Annotated in this window: 24 protein-coding genes and 1 pseudogene; 15 read left to right on the top strand and 10 right to left on the bottom strand. The window is 35.5% G+C overall.

What is annotated here, in order from left to right:
• Window positions 1-604 precede the first annotated feature (604 nt).
• The 5 genes from ACYSNU_RS04550 (at window position 605) to ACYSNU_RS04530 (ending at window position 7,131) form a co-directional block, all read left to right on the top strand.
• On the top strand, window positions 605-1,036 hold the full coding sequence (locus ACYSNU_RS04550) for a MarR family winged helix-turn-helix transcriptional regulator (RefSeq protein ID WP_461736018.1): 432 nt from the start codon (window positions 605-607) through the stop codon (window positions 1,034-1,036).
• Entirely contained in the window at window positions 1,029-3,281 is a 2,253-nt protein-coding gene (locus tag ACYSNU_RS04545; protein ID WP_461736017.1) for an ATP-binding cassette domain-containing protein, read from the top strand. Before ACYSNU_RS04550 ends, ACYSNU_RS04545 begins: the two co-directional genes overlap by 8 nt.
• Window positions 3,282-4,288: 1,007 nt before the next feature.
• On the top strand, window positions 4,289-4,777 hold the full coding sequence (locus ACYSNU_RS04540; protein WP_461736016.1) for a DUF4362 domain-containing protein: 489 nt from the start codon (window positions 4,289-4,291) through the stop codon (window positions 4,775-4,777).
• 406 nt (window positions 4,778-5,183) lie between these two features.
• The gene (locus ACYSNU_RS04535; RefSeq protein ID WP_265459392.1) at window positions 5,184-5,861 is read left to right on the top strand and encodes an ABC transporter ATP-binding protein; all 678 of its coding nucleotides are present in this window, start codon (window positions 5,184-5,186) and stop codon (window positions 5,859-5,861) included.
• A 1-nt stretch (window position 5,862) separates the two neighbouring features.
• The gene (locus ACYSNU_RS04530; RefSeq protein WP_461736015.1) at window positions 5,863-7,131 is read left to right on the top strand and encodes an ABC transporter permease; all 1,269 of its coding nucleotides are present in this window, start codon (window positions 5,863-5,865) and stop codon (window positions 7,129-7,131) included.
• A 109-nt stretch (window positions 7,132-7,240) separates the two neighbouring features.
• On the opposite strand, the gene ACYSNU_RS04525 is transcribed toward ACYSNU_RS04530, so the two are convergent.
• Window positions 7,241-7,693, bottom strand: a complete 453-nt coding sequence (locus ACYSNU_RS04525; RefSeq protein ID WP_461736014.1) for a GNAT family N-acetyltransferase — start codon at window positions 7,691-7,693, stop codon at window positions 7,241-7,243.
• A 69-nt stretch (window positions 7,694-7,762) separates the two neighbouring features.
• Between ACYSNU_RS04525 and ACYSNU_RS04520 the strand changes: the two genes are divergently transcribed.
• Entirely contained in the window at window positions 7,763-8,179 is a 417-nt protein-coding gene (locus tag ACYSNU_RS04520; RefSeq protein WP_461736013.1) for a MarR family winged helix-turn-helix transcriptional regulator, read from the top strand.
• Between the two features lie 215 nt (window positions 8,180-8,394).
• On the opposite strand, the gene ACYSNU_RS04515 is transcribed toward ACYSNU_RS04520, so the two are convergent.
• Both ACYSNU_RS04515 and ACYSNU_RS04510 read right to left on the bottom strand, forming a co-directional pair.
• Window positions 8,395-8,640, bottom strand: coding sequence for a CPBP family glutamic-type intramembrane protease (locus ACYSNU_RS04515; RefSeq protein ID WP_461736012.1), 246 nt, complete (start codon window positions 8,638-8,640; stop codon window positions 8,395-8,397).
• 21 nt (window positions 8,641-8,661) lie between these two features.
• The gene (locus ACYSNU_RS04510) at window positions 8,662-9,285 is read right to left on the bottom strand and encodes an alpha/beta fold hydrolase (protein WP_461736011.1); all 624 of its coding nucleotides are present in this window, start codon (window positions 9,283-9,285) and stop codon (window positions 8,662-8,664) included.
• 297 nt (window positions 9,286-9,582) lie between these two features.
• On the opposite strand from ACYSNU_RS04510, the gene ACYSNU_RS04505 reads away from it, so the two are divergent.
• The gene (locus ACYSNU_RS04505; RefSeq protein WP_461736010.1) at window positions 9,583-10,485 is read left to right on the top strand and encodes a prenyltransferase/squalene oxidase repeat-containing protein; all 903 of its coding nucleotides are present in this window, start codon (window positions 9,583-9,585) and stop codon (window positions 10,483-10,485) included.
• 76 nt (window positions 10,486-10,561) lie between these two features.
• Here ACYSNU_RS04505 and ACYSNU_RS04500 read toward each other — a convergent pair whose 3' ends face one another.
• On the bottom strand, window positions 10,562-10,786 hold the full coding sequence (locus ACYSNU_RS04500; RefSeq protein WP_461736009.1) for a hypothetical protein: 225 nt from the start codon (window positions 10,784-10,786) through the stop codon (window positions 10,562-10,564).
• A 593-nt stretch (window positions 10,787-11,379) separates the two neighbouring features.
• On the opposite strand from ACYSNU_RS04500, the gene ACYSNU_RS04495 reads away from it, so the two are divergent.
• Window positions 11,380-11,850 (top strand): GNAT family N-acetyltransferase, encoded by a 471-nt coding sequence (locus ACYSNU_RS04495; RefSeq protein ID WP_461736008.1) that lies wholly within the window; start codon window positions 11,380-11,382, stop codon window positions 11,848-11,850.
• A 677-nt stretch (window positions 11,851-12,527) separates the two neighbouring features.
• Window positions 12,528-13,535 (top strand): serine hydrolase domain-containing protein, encoded by a 1,008-nt coding sequence (locus tag ACYSNU_RS04490; protein ID WP_461736007.1) that lies wholly within the window; start codon window positions 12,528-12,530, stop codon window positions 13,533-13,535.
• A 432-nt stretch (window positions 13,536-13,967) separates the two neighbouring features.
• Here the strand turns inward: ACYSNU_RS04490 and ACYSNU_RS04485 are convergent, their stop codons facing one another.
• Window positions 13,968-14,192, bottom strand: a complete 225-nt coding sequence (locus tag ACYSNU_RS04485; RefSeq protein WP_461736006.1) for a hypothetical protein — start codon at window positions 14,190-14,192, stop codon at window positions 13,968-13,970.
• Between the two features lie 348 nt (window positions 14,193-14,540).
• Complete coding sequence (locus ACYSNU_RS04480) at window positions 14,541-14,690, bottom strand: hypothetical protein (protein ID WP_461736005.1); 150 nt, start codon at window positions 14,688-14,690, stop codon at window positions 14,541-14,543.
• A gap of 212 nt (window positions 14,691-14,902) precedes the next feature.
• Between ACYSNU_RS04480 and ACYSNU_RS04475 the strand changes: the two genes are divergently transcribed.
• The 4 genes and pseudogenes from ACYSNU_RS04475 to ACYSNU_RS04460 all read left to right on the top strand — a co-directional run.
• Window positions 14,903-15,325 carry a hypothetical protein gene (locus ACYSNU_RS04475; protein WP_461736004.1) on the top strand — a complete coding sequence of 141 codons (423 nt, stop codon included), beginning with the start codon at window positions 14,903-14,905 and terminating at the stop codon, window positions 15,323-15,325.
• 106 nt (window positions 15,326-15,431) lie between these two features.
• Window positions 15,432-15,908: a hypothetical protein gene (locus ACYSNU_RS04470; protein WP_461736003.1), complete on the top strand. Its 477-nt coding sequence runs from the start codon at window positions 15,432-15,434 to the stop codon at window positions 15,906-15,908.
• A gap of 69 nt (window positions 15,909-15,977) precedes the next feature.
• Window positions 15,978-16,397: a FosX/FosE/FosI family fosfomycin resistance hydrolase gene (gene fosX, locus ACYSNU_RS04465; RefSeq protein ID WP_461736002.1), complete on the top strand. Its 420-nt coding sequence runs from the start codon at window positions 15,978-15,980 to the stop codon at window positions 16,395-16,397.
• 141 nt (window positions 16,398-16,538) lie between these two features.
• Window positions 16,539-16,640, top strand: a pseudogene (locus ACYSNU_RS04460) (rhodanese-like domain-containing protein); the annotation flags it as partial.
• 82 nt (window positions 16,641-16,722) lie between these two features.
• Here the strand turns inward: ACYSNU_RS04460 and ACYSNU_RS04455 are convergent.
• The 3 genes from ACYSNU_RS04455 to ACYSNU_RS04445 form a co-directional block, all read right to left on the bottom strand.
• Window positions 16,723-16,932 (bottom strand): helix-turn-helix transcriptional regulator, encoded by a 210-nt coding sequence (locus ACYSNU_RS04455; protein WP_265459370.1) that lies wholly within the window; start codon window positions 16,930-16,932, stop codon window positions 16,723-16,725.
• Window positions 16,929-17,261, bottom strand: a complete 333-nt coding sequence (locus ACYSNU_RS04450; protein WP_461736001.1) for a DUF6442 family protein — start codon at window positions 17,259-17,261, stop codon at window positions 16,929-16,931. Before ACYSNU_RS04450 ends, ACYSNU_RS04455 begins: the two co-directional genes overlap by 4 nt.
• A 135-nt stretch (window positions 17,262-17,396) precedes the next feature.
• A complete protein-coding gene (locus tag ACYSNU_RS04445) occupies window positions 17,397-17,657 on the bottom strand; it encodes a heavy metal-binding domain-containing protein (RefSeq protein ID WP_265459368.1) in 261 nt (86 codons plus the stop codon).
• A gap of 229 nt (window positions 17,658-17,886) precedes the next feature.
• Between ACYSNU_RS04445 and ACYSNU_RS04440 the strand changes: the two genes are divergently transcribed.
• The gene (locus ACYSNU_RS04440; protein ID WP_461736000.1) at window positions 17,887-18,735 is read left to right on the top strand and encodes an aldo/keto reductase; all 849 of its coding nucleotides are present in this window, start codon (window positions 17,887-17,889) and stop codon (window positions 18,733-18,735) included.
• Window positions 18,736-18,811: 76 nt separating this feature from the next.
• Here ACYSNU_RS04440 and ACYSNU_RS04435 read toward each other — a convergent pair whose 3' ends face one another.
• On the bottom strand, window positions 18,812-19,213 hold the full coding sequence (locus ACYSNU_RS04435) for a MerR family transcriptional regulator (protein WP_461735999.1): 402 nt from the start codon (window positions 19,211-19,213) through the stop codon (window positions 18,812-18,814).
• Window positions 19,214-19,300: 87 nt separating this feature from the next.
• Between ACYSNU_RS04435 and ACYSNU_RS04430 the strand changes: the two genes are divergently transcribed.
• Window positions 19,301-20,143 (top strand): aldo/keto reductase, encoded by an 843-nt coding sequence (locus tag ACYSNU_RS04430; RefSeq protein ID WP_461735998.1) that lies wholly within the window; start codon window positions 19,301-19,303, stop codon window positions 20,141-20,143.
• Window positions 20,144-20,215 lie beyond the last annotated feature (72 nt).

Raw genomic sequence — 20,215 nt, 5'->3', positions numbered from 1 at the left:
AGCCCACCAGACCAACGTTTGGCGGGCTTTTACTTGTGAAAATGACGTTTGATTCATTGGTCTAAATAATAAATGCCTGGCATTACTGATTTTGTAAGCAGAAACAATTAGTGAAATAAAATTTTCAGTAGAGAACTACGTGTAATTTAATTATCTTGATGCAGCTGAATATGGTCTGCGATAGGAGTAGATTAGCTCAGGGTTTAGTATACTAAATTTCATAATATAAAAATTTCTAATCTCCACCATTTTTACAGATGGTGCTCTCTTGTTTTCACTTGAACAGAAACACATTATAATTTTTTACTTGTTCAAGACAAAGGGTCTTAAAGTCAGAGAGAATGTTTTTTTATTACCAACTAATAATCCAGAGCATTCATCATGAGACGCCAAAAGAAATTGCGAGTCATGATCAAAAATAACATTGGGGATAAGTGAAAAGCGCTAATCAGAAAAAACTCTGCAAACTGCTTCACTCATCAAAAAAGTGTATATCAAGGAGCTTTTTAGTTACTAATGATAGCTCCTTTTTTTGTCTAAACTTTTGCCAAATATTTTCTTATTAGATATAATTTCCATATGGAAATTATATGGAGGTGTACTTATGAATGACTTATCATCTGCTTTAAAAAATTTGCAATGTGAATTAGTTGCAGAAAGAAATATCAGAAATCCTCAAAATATTACTTGGTTACAATACGATATTTTAAATGCTTTGAGTAATGGAAAAGAGGAACTTCCTTCTGAAATCAGTATCTTACTGGGAATTACCAGAGCAAAATTATCTAAGGCTTTAAAAGAGTTGAAGGCGATGCACTATGTGCAGCAAAAGCCAAGCGAAAAGGACGGCAGAGAATTAGTGACCTTTCTTACTGAGGAAGGAAACCAATTACTTGTCGATATAGGTAAAGGACATTCACAGCTTGAACAAGTTGCTAATGTTGTCTTTGATGCAGAAGAAAAAGAAATATTTAGGCAGTTGGCGGAGAAATATCTTCAAGGGTTGAGATTAGAAAGGAAGCAGGAACATGACTAATTTCATTTCTATTTCAGGTGCTAGGAGTAATAATTTAAAAAATGTTTCTCTTAAGATTCCCAAATATAAAATAAACGTAGTTACTGGTATTTCAGGATCAGGTAAGTCTTCCTTAGTATTTGATACAATAGCTGCTGAATCTCAAAGATTATTAAATGAAACATACTCTAGCTATATTCAGCAGCTTCTACCCCACTTTCCGCAACCAATTGTTGATAGGATAGATAACTTACCAGTCTCTATTGTTGTCAGTCAAAAAAAGATTGGCGGAAACTCACGCTCGACTGTGGGAACGATTACAGATATTTATGCTGGATTGAGATTACTTTTTTCAAGAATTGCTATACCATTTATTGGGTACTCCATGAACTATTCTTTTAATAATCTGCAAGGGATGTGTGAGGAATGCAAAGGATTGGGTGAAACAAAACAGATTGATGTGAAAAAATTGATTAATGCTGATAAATCGTTGAATGAAGGAGCTATTAATTTTCCAACTTTTCAACCCGGCGGCTGGCGATTGACTAGATATACTGAATCTGGAAATTTTGATAATAACAAAAAAATTAAAGATTATAGTGAAACAGAGTTAAATCTGCTTTTAAATGATTCTGGCAGTTCTCCCCTTAAGCCAACAGAAAAATGGCCTAAAACCGCAAGTTATATTGGAATTATTCCAAGAATCACTAAAAATTTTATTGAAAAGGATGCAGGTAAATACGTTCAGCAATTAGATTATATACTTGAAGTCACTGAATGCCCCGAATGTCATGGTACCAGAGTAAACAAACGTGTTCGTTCTGCAAAAATAAACGGAAAATCTATAGCAGATTGTGTTGAAATGACAATTCCTGAATTAATGGAATTTATTCAAGCAATTGATGCCCCAACTGTGAAGATAATTGTGACAGACTTACTAAAAAAATTAGACAGTTTAATAAATGTTGGATTGGGCTATTTATTTCTCAATCGTCCGACAAACACACTCTCTGGTGGAGAATCCCAGCGAATAAAGATGACTAAGCATTTGAATAGTGCACTGACTGATGTGGTTTATATCTTTGATGAGCCAAGTATCGGTTTGCATCCAGAAGATATCCAAGGAATTGCCAAATTGATACAAGGCTTAAAGAATAAAGGAAATACGGTTATTTTAGTCGATCATGATCCAGATATTATAAAAATTGCCGATCATGTTGTCGAAATTGGCGAAGGTGCCGGCAATAAAGGTGGGGAAATCACGTTTGAAGGGACTTACCCAGAGCTGTTAAAATCGGCAACTCTCACTGGAAAAATGTTATCTGAAATTGCCAGCGTAAATCTTTTGCGAAAACAATTTTCAACCTATTATTCTTTAGAAAATGTTAGCTTGTACAATGTTAAAAATGCCTCTGTTAAAATCCCTAAACATGCATTCACAGTTGTGACTGGCGTGGCAGGCTCTGGCAAAAGTACTTTAATTCGGTATCTTTTTAAGCAGAAGTATCCTGAGGCTAGTATTTTAGACCAAAGCCCAATCAGTGGTACGGTGCGCTCTAATGCTCTGACTTATCTAAATGTGTTTGACAAAGTCAGACAGATTTTTGCTGAGCATTCTGGCAAAAGTATGTCGTTATTTAGCTACAATGGCCAAGGCGCTTGCCCTGTTTGTAAAGGAAAAGGTTTTTTGAAAATTGATTTAGCTTATATGGGAGACGTTCATCAAATTTGTGAAAAATGTCATGGAAAGAGATACAACGACGAGGCGCTTTCTGTAATGTGGCAAGGCTTAACTATTTACGACTTGCTACAATTATCAGTAGCTGAAGCTAAAAATCTTTTTGTAGACTATTCTCTGCATGCTGCCATGCAAGACCTTGTCAATGTTAGCCTCAGCTATATTAAATTAGGCCAGGCATTAGATACTTACTCCGGTGGTGAGCTTCAAAGATTAAAAATGGCCAAAATTATTCGCCATAGTACTTCTGATTTACTGATATTAGATGAGCCTTCCACCGGATTGCACGAAAGTGATATAAACTATTTACTTGCCTTATTTAACAAGCTTTTGGAAAGTGGAAAAACAGTTATTGTGATGGAGCATAATCTAAAAATTATCAGTAAAGCTCAATGGATTATTGATATGGGCCTGGGTGGCGGCATCTCGGGAGGGAACGTACTGTTTGAGGGGTATCCCATTGATTTACTAAAAATAGATAACTCCTACACAGCAAAACATTTAAGAAGATATCTTGAAGGAAGCTAGCCTACTAACGAATAATTTCATGAATTCGCTACAAACACTTCCTAATTTCACAAAACTAAGTACACATAAAATTCACACTTACAGGTTATTATTAACTCATCCCAATAAAACAAACCCAAATAAAACACTTTTTCATTTTTTACTCCTAAACCCATCGGTCCCCGCCGATGGGTTCCCTTTTTGTCTTCAGAAAAAGGAACTTTTTCTGAAGAGTATCGGGCCGCATACAGTTCAACTAGTAGTGAACAAAAGATTCTCTAGGCATGAAGGAAGTTGAACTAGCATCCTAACCCATCGGTCCTCGCTGACGGGTTCCCTTTTGTCTTCAGAAAAAAGGAACTTTTTCTAAAGAGTATCGGACGCATACAGTTCAACTAAGTTTCTATCAATTTCCCACTAAAAATCTAAACATAATTGTATGAGTAAAGGCCTTCAATGAAGTTGCTTTTCATTTTTCTTAAGGGGAGGACTGTTGGAATTCTAAATTTCCATTTCTGTCCTCGGGCATTGAATTGCCAAGTTGCTGAAGCAAACAAATTTTCCTTCAAGGTACTATTTGTTATCTCTGAGAAGTTGAATTCTACTTTTTGAATTAGTTGATTAGATATTTTACTGATGAATAAAATAGACAATTGATCAGGGCTTAACAAAAGAACAGCTTGCTCTGTGATGACAGATAGACCCCTTGCTTCAGCGTAGCAAGGAAGCATATTCGCTTGACCATGTAATTTTTTTAACTCAATGATGACAGATTCTCTTAAAATAATTATTTTCGCTCACCTCAGTCTGATTATACCAGATTGACAGTAGTGAGAATCTCATTTCAATTGGTGGACATATTTCATTTTCTTGGGAAACTCGAAAACACATATTATGAATTTTTACGCACTATTCAAAACGAATTTTCTTTTTTTGGTTAAAAATATTCAAATAAAACGAAGGTGGCTTGAATCTGTTAAATTTTTGTTGAATACTTGATTTAAACTCATTTGTGTGGGAGGGTTTATATGAAAAAGCTTATTTTGCTAACGGCTTCTCTGCTTCTTTTCTCAGGATGCAAGTCAATTGATAGTTCGCAAACAGACTATAATACTGATACTTCAACTAACAGCTCAATAAACAATGCTACTAGTGACTCTGATTCAAATAGTTCTGATAATAATAAAATTATATCTGATTGGGGAGTGATAACGAACGAAGAACGGCTGATACAATTTATCGACAATTTTGAGCAAAATACTGCGGATAAGATTATTATCGAAAGTTACACGATTGAAGGTGAGCCTATCTTTCAAACACTCGTTTATGATGGGACACAAATAGAATTGATAGAAGATTATTCTTACGATAGTTACCAAAATCAACCTGAGCTTACATCCAAATACTATAATCGAATTATTTTCCGAAATGGTCAGTATATATTACAAGACACAGATAATGAAGCAGAGTTTCTGCTTATTCAATTAGCTGAAGAAACAACGGACACCTTAGAATAAGCAAGTCTAATTTCTCTAGTTAAAAATATCAGTTTATCTAATCTGCATTAAGTTATCCAGCCTGCTAAAGATTATTTAGCGGGTATTTATATCCGGTTTTTTAGAAAATTTCCACACACTGAATATGAATAGCTCACCTAACATGAATAATCTTCCATGCTATTAAGGAGTTACTCACTGATTTCATTTCTTATTTTGCTCTATCCTCCTAACTTTAATTTTTTTATTCTTGTATTTTTTTAATTCTTCAAAGCCAACTCAACCAATCTTAATTCAATTTCCCAAAATGAAAGTTGTGATTTTGAATATTTTCTGAAAAATGAGACTAAAGTACCATAGTTTTTCATTTTGATTATGGGAAAATGAAAGAGTAATGAGAAACTAAAAGGACAAAGGAGATAAAAAGATGTCAGTATTAACTGCAACAGAGCTGAAAAAAGTTTATGGCTCAGGCCAATCAGCTTTTCAAGCTTTACGAGGAGTCAATATTTCAGTAGAAAAAGGTGAGTCTGTCGCCATTGTTGGTAAAAGTGGTTCTGGTAAATCCACTTTGATGCATATTTTAGCCTTATTGGACAAGCCCACTTCTGGAGAAATTTTATTATTAGGAAACGATGCGACGAAAACCAGTAAAAAACAAATGAATCATCTGCGGAATCAAACATTTGGGTTCGTTTTTCAACAATTTTTCATGAATACTAAAGATACCGTCTTAGAAAATGTGATGCTGCCATTAAAAATTGCTGGAATTTCTGGTAAGCAACGCAGAGAAATGGCGCTGGCGGCTTTGGAAGCCGTTGAATTAGACGATAAAGCCAAAAATAAAGCGAATGATTTATCTGGTGGACAAAAACAAAGGGTCTGTATTGCGAGAGCAATTGTCAATAATCCTGAAATTATTTTTGCGGACGAGCCTACAGGAAATTTAGATTCTACTACTGGAGATAAAATTGAGGAGATGTTATTCAATTTGAATAAAGAAAAGGGCATCACCTTGATTATTGTCACCCATGATCCAGATTTAGCTGCTCGATGTGATCGTCAAATTCATATCAAAGACGGCTTAGTTGTGGAGGGAGAATAAAATGAAATTATTGGATATTTTAAAATCAGGAAGTTCAAATTTATGGCGGAATAAAGGGCGGACAATTTTAACCATTATTGCCATTTTTATTGGTGCCTTTACGATTGCTTTAACAAGAGGAATTAATGTTGGGGTGAACACTTACATCGATCAGCAGGTCGCCGGTGTTGGTGGAGAAAATCAGATGATGGTGCAACCGGCTTATGAATCTGGTAACAGCGATGGCCCAAGCGAATATGAAGAAGGCGAACAAGGAACTGCTGAAGCGGATTATCTTACTCAAAGTGATTTGGATAAAATTGCTGAGATTAAAAATATCGAAAGTGTTGAGCCTATGCTTTTGCCAAGCATCGATTACATTCAAGGAAACACGGATAAAAAATATGTTCTTAACAGCATGATGGATATGGATTTATCGATTGAGTTAGAAGCTGGGGCGGCGATTGATAGGAATGATTCAGCTTACCAGATTTTATTAGCACCAGAATATTTAGACAGCTTAGGCTTTTCCTCTGCTGAAGATGCAGTTGGCAAAACAGTTACTTTAGCGGCCACTGATCAAGGGACTGGTGAACAGGAAACCGTTGAAGCCACTATTGTAGGAGTGCGTGCAGCTAGTTTGATTAATGGCGGACAATCAATTATCAATGAGTCTTTAGCGGAAGATTTATTGGCAATTAACGAAGATGGTTTACCCAATACTTTAACTGGTAGATATTATGGCGCTACTGCTACTATGAAAGACGGTCTAAGCGATGAAGAAGTAGCGGACATTGAATCAGCATTAACTGATGCGGGCATGATGGGAATGACCGTCGAAGAAGAAATTGGTTCCATTCGCAATGTCATCAACGCGATTACGGCTGTCTTGACGATGTTTGGTGGCATTGCTTTGTTAGCAGCCAGCTTTGGCATTATTAATACGCTGTATATGTCCGTTCAAGATCGGACTCGTGAAATTGGTTTAATGAAGGCGATGGGCTTAAGCAATGGGAAAATTTTCTTAACCTTTAGTGTGGAAGCTTTATTGATTGGTTTCTGGGGTTCCGTGTTAGGAATTTTGGGGGCCATAGGAATCAGCGGATTAATTAATAATTGGGCGCAAGCTTCCTTCTTGTCAGGCTTAGATGGTTTAACTTTATTGCAGTATAATCCAGCCTCAATTGTGATGATTATCGTGGTAATTATGCTAATTGCTTTCTTAGCAGGGACTTTCCCAGCTAACCGCGCAGCCCGTCTAGATCCGATAGAAGCATTACGGTATGAGTAAATAAAATAGATATGAAAATGAAAGCCAGCAGAATCAGTGATGATTTCTGCTGGCTTTTTTGAATTCCTAGTGTTGAAATAAACAATGCTCACTTATCAGAAAAGTTATCTTAGAGGTGTTTATTTCCGTCGGACAGTCTCATTTCGATATGTGGCGTCCCTTCAAAGATAAATTGAGTGCCTATTTTTTTAAATCCATGCCGTAAATAAAATGGAGCGACTTGGATTTGAGCTTCCATCTCGATAGGGAGCTCCGGCCATTTTTGCTTTTGCAAAAGCAAAATCTGTTCAATTAGGCGATTGGCTAAGCCTTGTCCCCTGTGATTTTCAGAAACAACGAAGCGACCAAATGTTAGATAGTCTGGTTTTAGAAAAACTCTGGCATAGGCAGCGACTTCCACTTCATCCGGTGCTTGATAAAAAATATGGTAGGCTGATTTATCATAGATATCTGCTTCATGGTAAATTCTTTCTTGCGCCACCACAAAGGTATCAATCCTCAGCTTCATAATTTCAAAAAATTCAGTGCTGGATAAATCAGCAAGTTTTTTAATCTTCCACATTTAAGATGCCTTCTTTCGAAAAAAGAGATATAATGATAGTTGTAAATTCAACTATTAGGAGATGCTTTTATGAATGAAATTGAAATTTTTCGTCTTATTGGTGCCATATCAAGACAAGCCACAACCGCAATCAATCAAAAAGTGAAACAATTAGGTCTTGATAATAATCTATTTTTATATTTACTCAGAATCATAGAAACCGAAGGGCTCACGCAGCAAGAACTAGCGGAAAAAGTTAAGGTGGATAAAACGACTTTAAGCCGTGCGCTAGCAAAATTAGAAAAACAAGGGTACATTACTAAAAAAGCTAGCCAGTCAAATAAAAAATTTAACGAACTCTTTCCTACAGAGAAAGCAAAAGGATTGTATAATCAGATTTTTTCTCTTGAAAGAAACTATATTGCGCAAGCTTTTTCAGAAGTGTCGCCATTAGATCGAGCCGATTTATATCGAATTCTTGAAAAAATTCAATCATCAATGACCTAACAAGATTGTACTTTATTACGGTTGCATTTGCAACTAAAAGAAATTTCAAATGTTGATACTAATCTTCTTTGTGGAATAAGGCATAGTAAGCAGACTATCCTTGATTGAAAATTTGTAAAAATTTCATATTCGATTTGATTAAATAGAAGCCAAAGACAACGTAGATAATCAGTAGCACTCCAACCGTAAGGAAAGTTCGTTCTAGTGAGCCCTCTTTACTTGATAGAAGCAAATAAATTAAATAATGTGTAGAGAAGCATCGTCATGTAAATGGACTGAGTCTTAAGGTATAAAAGAGCCAAAATAATTCCTAACAAAAGAGCATTAACGATTTGCAGCAGGACTAAAACTAACGGAAATTCTGGATTAATACCACTTGCTGCATGCAAGAGACCAAACACGATATTATAGAATACAACGTAAACTTTTTTGTTGTCCTTACGGCTACATTTTTCCCGCAAATTCAAATACTACGAATACAATTAATTCTTCTTGTAATATTGGTTTAATATTTTAGCCAAGTCTTTTGGATTTTCTTCATTTACAATATGTCCAACGGATTCCATGATTTCTAGTTTTGCCTGATTAATATTCTCCTCGAAATAGTACGCAGATTTTAGATTAGCACGATCTTTTTTTCCACATATAATTAAAGTTGGGCATTTAATAGTTCTTACTTCACTGCTAAAGTCCAGTTCCTTCATAGAATTTCCCAAAATAAATGTTTGTTTTTTATTAAACGCCATGTTTTGAAATACCGATTTTGGTAAGAACTTAAAAATCTTATTTTGAATACTAAACATAACTCGTGGTACTTTGTGTGGTGTACCTATTAGCACAAGCGTTCTTACTTTTTCCGGGTAATCCAAAGCATAGTTTAGTGCCAAAATACCACCTAATGAGATACCGCATAAATCGAGTTCTTCATCCATCTCGTTATAGTAATTTGCAAATGCAGTATAAAGGTTAGTATAGGTTGCTTCTTTTTCATTAAGAATTTCAGATAGGTTAGGGGACAATATATCGTGCTTATTTTCCAAAAATGTAATTGTTTCATTCCAACTAGTAGCTTGATGTCCTGAGCCGTGAATCAAAATTTTTTTCAATGTAGGCCTCCTCATAATCTCTATCTTGTATCTTGTTTATCTCAATACTATCATAGCAGAATTGATTTTGGCAGCTGAGTAATGAAAGCTCAGTTTTGAAATATTATTTTTGAGGCGTAGTAAATGAGCGCTAATAGAGAGTGAAAAATTTTTTGAAGGATAATTGCGTGTTAGGACGACTGCGGGGAGGATTGTTAACTAAGTCAAGGGTTAGTAGATTCGTAACTCTCAAGGAATCTAGCAAATAAAACTAGCAGTCAGTATAATTAAGGTAAAAGTTTTCTAGGAGGGCTATTGATGAATGACTTTTTTGTTTGGTTAAGTAATCAAGATGTTTCCATCCAATATCTTTACGAAAAAATGCTTTTCAAAAATGATAATCTGGAGAAACAAGCTTTGATAGCAACACAAGGGTATGGAAATTTTTTGTTGGCTCAACAAAATTCCGATGGTCATTGGGGAAAATATTATTATCAACCCAAGTGGACTTCTACTCATTACACGGTACTGCAGTTAAAAGAATTGGGGTTACCTCAGGACAATTCTATTTGTGTTGAAATGGTCCAGCGAATGTTCACTGAATGCCAATTAAAAGATGGTGGGTTGAATTTAGCGAAATCCAAGTTACCAAGTGATATCTGTGTTGATGGTATGATTCTAAACTATGCAAGTTACTTTATAGCCAGTGATGAGAGGTTGTTTCTTCTAGTAGATTCGGTTTTGCAAAAACAAAAAGAAGATGGTGGCTTTACTTGGCTTCAACAAAAAAATAGCGATCCTCATTCGACAATTTGTGTTCTTGAGGGGTTAGCCTCATTTTGTCGTTATGTTCAGTTTCCTTATCGGCGTAAGGAAATTGAAGCTGCAATTAACAGAGGATTAAGCTATTTCTATATGAATAATCTATTTTTAGAAAATCGAGAATACCGGAAAGTAGCTTATCCATTTCGTTACTTTTACAGCATTTTTCGTCTACTTTTATTTGCAGCAGATTTGGGTTTGACAGATAGAGCTTCACTTACGGACGGGATGAATTGGTTTTTAAAAAAAGAAACTCCCCCATTCGTAAAACTTGAAAAAGAATATCGTGGACAGCAATTTATTCATTTCTCAAATAAAAAAGAGATCAATCCTTTTTTAACTATTTACGGTGAATTTATACGGGAAAGTTTTGCTACAACGAAAAAAGTATCATTGTGAATCAGCTAATGACAGACTCCACCTACTCTGAAAATCTTGCATCCACTAAAGATTTTTTGGCGGTCCCTGTAGATGACTAAGATGATTTATCTCCAGTCGATTTTGTTATCTTGTTTAAATAAAAAACAATTATCAGGGAAAAAATTGCGGCTACAAAAATGATACAATTTTGAATCAGTTGATCAGTCACTGCTACTCCCTTATTTAATACTAATGATATAGGAGCTCTACTGGTCAACATTACAATAACCAGCAGAGCCATATCCAACATTAGAAAATATTGAGACAAATCCTTTTTCATGTAAGTTACCCCCTTTATTAACTTAAAATTTGAACTATTTATAGAAATTCCACAAAAACAGATTTTCTTTGAGAATAATCAAAATGAGAAATAAAATAAGATATTTAAGCAAGGTAGTTTCTAGTTTAGAAGATAGTATTATTTATACTCATTGTAGAGTTCAAAAAATAATCTGCAGGCCACTGGTCATCAGGCGATAAATTTAACAGGACCATAACTCATTTTAACAAACACATTATTTGCCAATAAATGTTTAATATACCTAATCTAAATTGAATCTTCTTCAGTATAATTTTATTTACCGCCAGAAGTTCGTTCAATTGGATGAATGATGCCGAGTGTCTCGCTATACCGTCGTTATGACATGGCGGAGCTGCTCATCAGTTTTGCTACTTCAGAATATCCACATGCTGACCTCCATAAACTTACTTTAAGTATCTACTAAATAAAAATAATTGTCTAGAAAGCCTATAAATTTTAAGCGAAAGCGAGAGTAACAATCAAAACAAGTGAATCACTGTCTACTATGAAAAGAAGCGCATGATAAAATATAAACTAGGATGGATATTTTGTTAACAGAGAGTAGGCTTGATATGGAAAAAGTTAGAATTGATTTTATCACTGATAAAAAACTAAAAAGTAAAATCGTGAATGAGGTACTTAATGATTTACCAGAATGGTTTGGAATTGAGGAAGCTCTGCTTAATTATGTCAAAGAAGCCGAACAATTGCCTCTTTGGGCTGCTATAACGGAAGGCGAAGTTATCGGTTTTATAGATTTAAAAGCTACGAGCGAAGACACAGCTGAAATATCTTGTATGGGCATCAAAAGACAGCATCACTGCCAAGGCATCGGAAAAATGCTTTTTTCATCATTAGAAAATTATGCCAAGGAGAACTACTCGTATTTACAGGTTAAAACTATGAATGAAGGCACGACACCTGGATATGATAAAACCATTCAATATTACCTTTCCTGCGGTTTTTCTAAACTCGAAGTTTTTCCTATCCTGTGGGATGAACGAAATCCATGTTTAATTCTTGTTAAAAAAATTGGAGGCTAGGGGTTTGCTTTATAAAAAAATATCCAATCAGAAATTGGATAACGCTGGATAAATTAATGGAAGCTTCCTACAGTTAATCAAGCGAAGCTCCCATAGTTGATTATAAGTTGATAGCTGCAGGTCGCCATGTCAAAAGGATATAAATTAGGATAACAAACAATAAAATTATTAAAATCAAAGAACCTATCGCAATTATTTTCCAAAAATAGTAAGCACTCTTTTTATTAATTCGGCTGCTTCTTTTAGCGAAAATTTTAGATACTATGAAAAGGATTATAAGTAAAGAAAGAAGAATCAGGTATTGGGTTCCATCAGACATAGGCAGCTCTCCTTTTTTGAAAACTATATCACATTAAGTCTGGTATTTCATGCTGTTACTTAGGCAAGGCAAGAGGGTAATGCAAAGGCAAGGTGAGTAATATTTACCAGCTTGCCTTTTTTTAAATATCTTAAATGCGCTTGTTTGGGAGATTAATTTTTGAAGGTTCATATAATACTTGTAACAAGTAAAATGAGGTAGTAAAAATAGATACATACCTCAAACTTAATTTACTCAGCATAATCTAATTATTTAACGTTTGTGATAAACTTCATATAGGAGGTGTTTTTGATGATATAGTTTGAAAGTTTATTATAGATTGATTTCCAACAAAACTTAATCAAAAGGTAGTGAAGCTATGGAGTTTAATCTAGAAATACCTCAGGATTTCTCAGGCATTGTGTCTGTGTACGTTAATAATAAACCAGTTTTTGAAAAAACTTATGGATACAGAGATTGGTTCAATAAGATAGATAATAATATCAGCACCTCGTTTGATCTTGCTTCTGGTGGTAAAACTTTTGTTGCAATTGCAATATTGCAACTGATTGAACAGGAGAAAATCCATTTTGATAGCTCTGTTAAATCTATATTAAAAGATGATTATTTTAATATAGATGAGTCTGTTACAATAAAAATGTTGTTGACCCATACTTCTGGAGTACAAGACTATTTTGATGAGTCAAATGATAATGCATATGATGAAATTTGGAGAAAGTTTCCAAACTACAATATCAGAAAAAATGATGATATCTATCTATTGCTTGATAAAATTATGATGGAAGAAGATGCTGGAGAAGTCTTCCGTTACAATAATCTTGGCTATGTGCTTCTTGCAACAATCATTGAAAAAATTACTGAGATTTCTTTTTACGACTACATTCAAAAAGAAATTATTGATAAAGTGGGTTTAACTAATACAGGATATTTTGAGTTGGACAAATTACCTGAGAACACGAGTATTGGATATATTTTCAACGAAGACACTGAGGAATATACAGCAAACATTTATTCAATAGATGCAAGGGGAACAGGCGCAGGAGGAATTTTTTCTACAGCTGCTGATATCCAAAAATTGTGGCAGGCATTGAATAATCAAACGTTGTTGAGTATGGATATGGCAAATATGATGCAGATAAATCAGCTTGATAAAGCTTTAAATCAAGCTTATGGATTTGGCTTGTGGATTTTCAATAGCGAAAATGCTCTGTTTCCTTACATGATTGGCGTCGATCCCGGAGTATTTTTTATTTCCTCTCATATCAAAGAGAAAGATGTCAGCATTGTTTTAATAAGCAACAATGATTATCCTTTGGGTCCAATACACAAACAAATTTTGCAAAAATTTGAAATCTTGAAGGATTAAAAACCCGAAAATCTAAAAAATCATTTAATGACAAGTAAACACCATATCTATTAGATAAACTAGCCCGCCAACTCAACGTTTGGCGGGTATTTCTTTGCGAAAAAGACTCTTGCTTCAGTGTCCTAAATAAGAAAAAGTTTGAAAAAAAGTTATTGAAATAAACTCTCCATTAGATTTCGTAGTTAAGTAAAAACTCCTATGGCAAACTAGTATGATAATTTAGCGCCACTAGAATTATATTGGGTCACTATAATTGGAACAGTAGACAAAAACTTACGCTTAAAAGTGATTATGATGCTAGCACAATAAAACATTGGCAGTTCAACGTGGCAAACTAGTTGGGCAATATGTATCAATGAGGTTAGAAAGAATTTGCAAAGCTTATTTCAAAAAATAAGTTTTAATTCTATAATGCAAAAACACAAGAAAAAATTATTTCAAATACAAGTATGTGGTAAAAAAAGCTGTAGCTAAAATAAAAGCGCAAAGGACAAACATTACAATCCCCACGAAGGGAGCAATGTCTGCTGCTTCTTTAGTATGCTCTTTAAAGTTATTACCAGCAATCAATCTCAGCCATTTTTTATTTCTAAATTTAAAACCGATTAAAGCAAATAAGCCGGCAAGAATCAGTAAAAAAAGCGTAATGAGAATCATTATTTTTTTCCTCCCTAAGATGCGGTATGTCTTCTTCTAGTGTATCATTTGAAGAATGAAATAGACTCATTTTAAAGGTAGTTTCCATAAGATTTTTTATTTCATTTGCTTAAACTTTTATAAAGCTTAAAATTAAGCCAGCCCAAAGAAGATTCTTATAGCCAGATATCAAAATTTTATCCAGCTGAAAGCTAAATAACTATCGAGAATGACTGGCATAAAGTTGTTTCAACCTTTCTATGGAAATGAGAGCTTCCGCACAACAAAGCCCCTCCTACTAACCTACTCACACAAAACGGCCCGCCAATTGGGATATTTGGCGGGCTTCTTTATATCTAAAAATTAAGGCTATCTTGCAAAACCAACAGCGACAGCGTTTGTTCCAGAGCTTCTGACAAAGACATTGATGACGACACCGTCTTGTGGAAAATAGCCCTCTTTTTCGGTGTTTGCGTTAAAATCTTTGACTGAAAAAATGACAATATGTTTAAATTTCATCTCTTTTACCTCCTTTTTTACAAAGATACCAAAGTTTCTTGACACAAACTAGTGTAAATAATCTTTTTAATCTGTCATTGTTAGATTAATCCCACGAAAATGAAAGAGAATCGTTAGGGAAACCCATTTGGTATGGAGGTTATTTTTTGTAAGATAAATGTAGCAATAGAAAACTATGAATGTCTATGAAAAAGGCAGTAGGAGGCGAAATGTTGATGCTTAAATTACAGATGCAACCGTCAACCAACAGATTTGTCAAAATTGAAATCAGTCGTTTTGTTCGCTGGGTAGAGAATAATTACCACTTTCCGTTACAACTACACCTTAATATTACCGGCGCCAATCAGGTAAGAACACGATATTCAAACGGCATTTTTGTAGCTTCCTCGTTTTTTCCGTATGATGAAGAGCAGCCGATAGAAATAAACATTGCCACGGGTGATTTCTTTTCATTGGTAGCGTCTGACGGAAAAGATGACGCAGTATATATAACAATGCTATCCATCGCTCAACAATTAGCTTATTATTTTCAAGTTGTTAAAGAAAAAGAATTAAATCGACAGGAGTCATTGGCTGAGGCCCTAAGGATAACTGAAAAATATGAGGAATTTAGAGGCTATCTTTATGAAAAATAACCAAGCAGCTTATATTAACCGTAAAAATTTAAAAGGAGGAATTCAATATGGACAAACAAAATTTAATTGAGATTTATACGACTCTTCCCCAGATGAGTCTTTTAATTTGGGGAAGAAGTTATTGGAGCTGCCTGATTTTATCGTCTTTGAAATGGTGTCAGAGTATGGTACATTGGATTCAATTTCAGCTGTGGGTAAAAGTCTAATCACAGAAACTGTCAGTGAATCTAGGTATCTGAATTATTTCAATTTTGTGACGCGCCTCAACCAAAAAAATGGCGTCTATGATCCATATTTACTCAAAAGCAGTGTAGATAATTTGGTAATGTATGACAATGTTTATGACTTTGCTTTACAAGAAAAACTTGTTGTAACCGTCCTTGCCGACACGACAGATACCAGTTTTATTGGACGAATTATCGAGCACAGCGAATCTCAGCTAACCCTTCAACCAATGGATTATTCTTTAGAAAAGGATGCGCCAATCACGATAGCTGAAAAAGATGTTTCGGTGATTGACATACTTAGTATTGAAAATTTTTTCCTTTCGCAGTATTGGCACCATCAAGAAGAAATTAGTTGACCGTCTAAATTATTCTTATTTTTCTCAAAAAGGATTATTTGAAAATGAATTTAAGAAACGGAGAATATTATGGCGCCAATCAGTCACATTACTTTTATTGTTAAAGATTTAAAGCGTTCTGCAAAAATGTTAAGCGACATTTTCGAGGCAACTGAAGTTTACAACAGCGGCCCAGAGCAGTTTTCTCTTTATCCGGAAAAATTTTTCTTAATTGATTCCTTGTGGATTGCATTGATGGAGGATTCCCAGGCAGCTTTGCCAAAAAGCTACAATCATATTGCTTTTCAAATAGCGGCTTCTGAGATAGATGACTACCTTATACGGATTGAAAATGCAGGCTTAAAAATTGAACAGGGGCGTTCGCGGGTTAAAGGCGAGGGTGCTTCTATTTATTTTTATGATTACGACAATCATTTGTTTGAGTTGCACACGGGCACCTTGGAGGAACGTCTAAAAAGATATCAATCCACAGCCCCGCAGACAGAATAATTTCACTATTTGAGAAATTAAAAAACAGCTAAGTAATGTAGTGATCCCAATAGTTAGATTTTTGGTCTAACTTCTGGAGATTGCTTCAGATTACTAGGCTGTTTAAATCCAACTTGAATGGATTTTTAAAATTTTTAGATGGCTTTACTAATCCTTCTAAAAGCTGGTTTCAACGCCTATGAGCTTGGTGGAGCATTAGAAAGCTGGAAGGGCATGAATTTACCAATAGAAGCTCTGCAATAAAACAGCATCTCTTTATGGAAACAACCCGCCATTTTTTATTGGCGGGTTATTTGGCTTATTCAAGCTAAGAAACTGCGAGATTTCAAAAAAAGAAAAGCTCTTCAAACTTTTTATCTAAGGCAATGCATAGTAGTAAGGCGAGTTTTGCCGAGGGATAAAATTCTTCTTTTTCAATATTGCTGATTGTCTGACGGGAGACGCCGACTAATTGCGCTAGGTCAGATTGATTGAAGTTTTTTTCTGCGCGGGCGACCTTGAGACGGTTATGTAAAAGAAGCTCATCTTTTTTCATAAGAGCCCCTGAAAATAAGCATTAAGCAAAGCGATGCCGGCCACCATCAAGAACCCTGAAATAATATATAGCGCTCCTTGTTTAGAGAAAAAGTTGCTTTTTTGAAAACCGAAAGTGGCATAGCCAAAAATATAAGCACCTATGCCAGCGACTAGGAGTCCCAGCATATCCAAATAATTTTGGTTAAAAATAATTTTGAGCAGAGTTATGATAGCAATTGAAATCAGTAAAAAGACCCCGGTAGTTCCAATCGAAAAATCATTCAGCTGATTTTTTCTTTCGTCTTGTTTGTCATGTTGTGCTTTTTTCAAAATTTTTTCTTTATCCATTCGTCTCACCTCTAAATTAATTATAAATTAGTTTTACAAAATGTAAAGAAAACTTATCAAAGATAGTTTGGTAATTTATTTGACTAAACAAAAAAGCCGCCAAAAATTAATTTGACGGACTGATCTGTAAAGCTTTTATTCCTCATCCTCTAAATAGACAGCTGTCCCGATTACTGCGGGCAACGCTTTGTCCATCATTGAAAAGGAAATTCCTAATACTGCGTTAGCGCCTAATTTTTCGGCGTTTTTTTCTAAATCTAAAATCGCTTGATCGAGATATTCAGAAATTGCGGTGATGCCCCGCAATGGCCGCAGCTTATCGTCGTAGCCGTAAACAATGCCCAAATCTTTGACAACTTTTTTTCCTGGATAGGATGTTAACGTAGATGAAATCATAAAGCCTCCTGTGAACTTTGATGTATCAAGTATACCAAATAAAAAAGGTTGTCATAGTATCGCTGCAAGAAAATAAATTGTTGTAGCATAGTGAACTAAAAAAGATTCATGAGCAGAGTTGATTATATTTGGCTAAATGCCTGCCCGCAGTTTTAGCATCTCTAAAACAAAAAAATTCTTGACCTCCAGTAACCCGAGGCAGGTATGCTTTAAGAAAGGACGTGATGAAATGGATTTTGTAAAATTAAATAATGGCCTTGAGATTCCTCAGCTTGGCTTTGGTGTCTGTCGAATTCCTGATTTAAGTGAGTGTCAACAAGTTGTTGAAAAGGCAATTGAAACCGGCTATCGGCTGATTGACACGGCGGCCATCTATCAAAATGAATCTGCTGTTGGTCGGGCGATGAAGCAATCTGGCGTAGGCCGAGAAAAACTTTTTCTCACCTCAAAGCTCTGGATTGAAGATTTTGGTTATCAAGAGACTTTGCAGGCTTTTGATGAAACGCTAGTCAAGTTGCAGACTGATTATTTGGATTTGTATCTTCTGCATTATCCTTTCGGCGATATTTTTGGTTCTTGGAAAGCTTTAACCGAGCTGTATCGGCAAGGAAGAATTCGTGCGATTGGCGTGTCCAATTTTCCTAACGACCGACTGTTTGATTTGCTAGTAAATAGTGAAGTCATTCCCGCAGTTAATCAATTACAGACACATCCATTTTTACAGCGGAAGTATGAAAGAAAATTTTTGCAGGAGAAGCAGATTTCTTTAGAGGCTTGGTCACCTTTTGCTGTGGGTCGCGATAATATTTTCAGTCATCCAGTCTTAGTAACTATTGCTAGCCGTCATCAAAAGTCAGTGGCTCAGGTCATCTTGCGTTGGCACCTGCAACGAGGAACTATCGTTATCCCTAAAACCGTTCAGCCAAAACGAATGCAAGAGAATTTTTCTGTCTGGGATTTTCAATTAAATCCAGAAGAGCTGTCAGCAATTGCACAGCTGGATCAACAAGATCAGACCCAAACAACTGCCCTTGCTGAAATTGATGACAGAATTCGTATTCAAAGTAAATTTATCTAAAAAAATAAATGCCCCATTGATGGCCAGATAAAAGTCAGTTCCTTAGACTAATTTTGGTCACTTTGGGGCATTATTTTTAATGATGTTTTTTTCGAGGATTATGATTATCCGGGATTTCATGATTTAGAATTGATTTTTCATGTTCAATTTTTTGTCGCAGATAGGCCAAGCGTTTTTGGGCTTCTTGCAGATTTTTTTCAGCGAAGACTTCCTGCTCCTCGACAATTTTCAAACGTTTTTCGATGGCTTCTTTACCGGGCATCAGACATAAGGTGACATATTCCTTAATGGCTTCAATCGACATATCCAGCCCTCGTAAATAAATAATTCCCCGCAGCCAATCGATGGCCTCCTCATCAAAAATGCGCCGATTATTTTTATCTCGAGCGGCACTTGGCACCAGTCCTTCATCGGTATAATAGCGCAATGTATACTCTGTGACATGCAACAATTGGCAAACTTCTTTCATTGAATACATTTTTTTCACCCTCTTTAATAAATCACTTGACCTCGGGTTACCCGAGGATGTTACCGTTATTGTACCAAATTTTTTAGGAGGAAGAACATGCAATCTATTCAATTAAACAATGGCTTAACAATGCCCATTATCGGGTTTGGCACGTATCAAATTACTGACCCTCAGGAGTGTGAAACAGCTGTCTTGAACGCCATCGATACCGGTTATCGCTTAATCGATACTGCGCAGGCTTATGGCAATGAAGTCGCAGTAGGCAATGCGCTAGCGAAAAGTCCGGTAAGTCGTGAGGAACTATTTATCACAACGAAATTATGGTTTCAAGATTATGAAACAACAGCCGCGGAAGAAAAATTAAACGAATCGTTAAAAAATCTGCAAACAGATTATCTCGATTTAGTGTTATTGCATTGGCCCTTCGGCAATACCTACGCTGCATATCGCGTCTTGGAAAAATTTTATCAAGCCGGTAAAATCAAAGCAATTGGCGTTTCTAATTACGCAGAGAGCCAACTGATTGACCTGATTCATTTTAATGAAATTGTGCCGGCAGTAAATCAAGTCGAAACTAATTTATATTCGCAGCAACTAGCAGCCAATCAATTGATGAAAAAATATCAAGTCGCTCACCAAGGCTACGCTCCCTTCGGACAAAACTTGGAAAATTCAATGTTTGACGAACCTGCTTTAATCGAAATTGCGGAAAAATATCAAAAATTTCCTCGACAAGTAGTGCTGAGATATTTTACTCAACTAGGGATTTCAGTTTTGCCTAAGTCCACCCACAAAGAACGGATGGCGGAAAACATTGCGATTTTCGATTTCTCTTTAACAGAAAATGAAATCACTCTAATAGCTTCTCTCGACAAAAACCGCCCTTTAATTGGAAATCCGCAAGACCCTGAAAAAGTAATGGCAGCGATGACGTGGTAATCATTTTGTTTTAAAAAGTTGTTCCTGCGGGGACGACTTTTTTTGTTTTTGTGGGGATAAAGTATTGTGAAA

The organism is Enterococcus sp. LJL120 (genome assembly GCF_054871765.1).
Note: the sequence above shows the minus strand (reverse complement) of the source record. Positions and strands in the feature narration are given on the sequence as shown.

What these genes read in the sequence shown, in the direction of transcription:
- ACYSNU_RS04550 (WP_461736018.1), top strand. Translation starts at nt 605, where the DNA reads ATGAATGACTTATCATCTGCTTTAAAAAATTTGCAATGTGAATTAGTT.
- ACYSNU_RS04545 (WP_461736017.1), top strand. Translation starts at nt 1,029, where the DNA reads ATGACTAATTTCATTTCTATTTCAGGTGCTAGGAGTAATAATTTAAAA.
- ACYSNU_RS04540 (WP_461736016.1), top strand. Translation starts at nt 4,289, where the DNA reads ATGAAAAAGCTTATTTTGCTAACGGCTTCTCTGCTTCTTTTCTCAGGA.
- ACYSNU_RS04535 (WP_265459392.1), top strand. Translation starts at nt 5,184, where the DNA reads ATGTCAGTATTAACTGCAACAGAGCTGAAAAAAGTTTATGGCTCAGGC.
- ACYSNU_RS04530 (WP_461736015.1), top strand. Translation starts at nt 5,863, where the DNA reads ATGAAATTATTGGATATTTTAAAATCAGGAAGTTCAAATTTATGGCGG.
- ACYSNU_RS04525 (WP_461736014.1), bottom strand. Translation starts at nt 7,693, where the DNA reads ATGTGGAAGATTAAAAAACTTGCTGATTTATCCAGCACTGAATTTTTT.
- ACYSNU_RS04520 (WP_461736013.1), top strand. Translation starts at nt 7,763, where the DNA reads ATGAATGAAATTGAAATTTTTCGTCTTATTGGTGCCATATCAAGACAA.
- ACYSNU_RS04505 (WP_461736010.1), top strand. Translation starts at nt 9,583, where the DNA reads ATGAATGACTTTTTTGTTTGGTTAAGTAATCAAGATGTTTCCATCCAA.
- ACYSNU_RS04500 (WP_461736009.1), bottom strand. Translation starts at nt 10,786, where the DNA reads ATGAAAAAGGATTTGTCTCAATATTTTCTAATGTTGGATATGGCTCTG.
- ACYSNU_RS04495 (WP_461736008.1), top strand. Translation starts at nt 11,380, where the DNA reads ATGGAAAAAGTTAGAATTGATTTTATCACTGATAAAAAACTAAAAAGT.
- ACYSNU_RS04490 (WP_461736007.1), top strand. Translation starts at nt 12,528, where the DNA reads ATGGAGTTTAATCTAGAAATACCTCAGGATTTCTCAGGCATTGTGTCT.
- ACYSNU_RS04485 (WP_461736006.1), bottom strand. Translation starts at nt 14,192, where the DNA reads ATGATTCTCATTACGCTTTTTTTACTGATTCTTGCCGGCTTATTTGCT.
- ACYSNU_RS04480 (WP_461736005.1), bottom strand. Translation starts at nt 14,690, where the DNA reads ATGAAATTTAAACATATTGTCATTTTTTCAGTCAAAGATTTTAACGCA.
- fosX (WP_461736002.1), top strand. Translation starts at nt 15,978, where the DNA reads ATGGCGCCAATCAGTCACATTACTTTTATTGTTAAAGATTTAAAGCGT.
- ACYSNU_RS04455 (WP_265459370.1), bottom strand. Translation starts at nt 16,932, where the DNA reads ATGAAAAAAGATGAGCTTCTTTTACATAACCGTCTCAAGGTCGCCCGC.
- ACYSNU_RS04450 (WP_461736001.1), bottom strand. Translation starts at nt 17,261, where the DNA reads ATGGATAAAGAAAAAATTTTGAAAAAAGCACAACATGACAAACAAGAC.
- ACYSNU_RS04445 (WP_265459368.1), bottom strand. Translation starts at nt 17,657, where the DNA reads ATGATTTCATCTACGTTAACATCCTATCCAGGAAAAAAAGTTGTCAAA.
- ACYSNU_RS04440 (WP_461736000.1), top strand. Translation starts at nt 17,887, where the DNA reads ATGGATTTTGTAAAATTAAATAATGGCCTTGAGATTCCTCAGCTTGGC.
- ACYSNU_RS04435 (WP_461735999.1), bottom strand. Translation starts at nt 19,213, where the DNA reads ATGTATTCAATGAAAGAAGTTTGCCAATTGTTGCATGTCACAGAGTAT.
- ACYSNU_RS04430 (WP_461735998.1), top strand. Translation starts at nt 19,301, where the DNA reads ATGCAATCTATTCAATTAAACAATGGCTTAACAATGCCCATTATCGGG.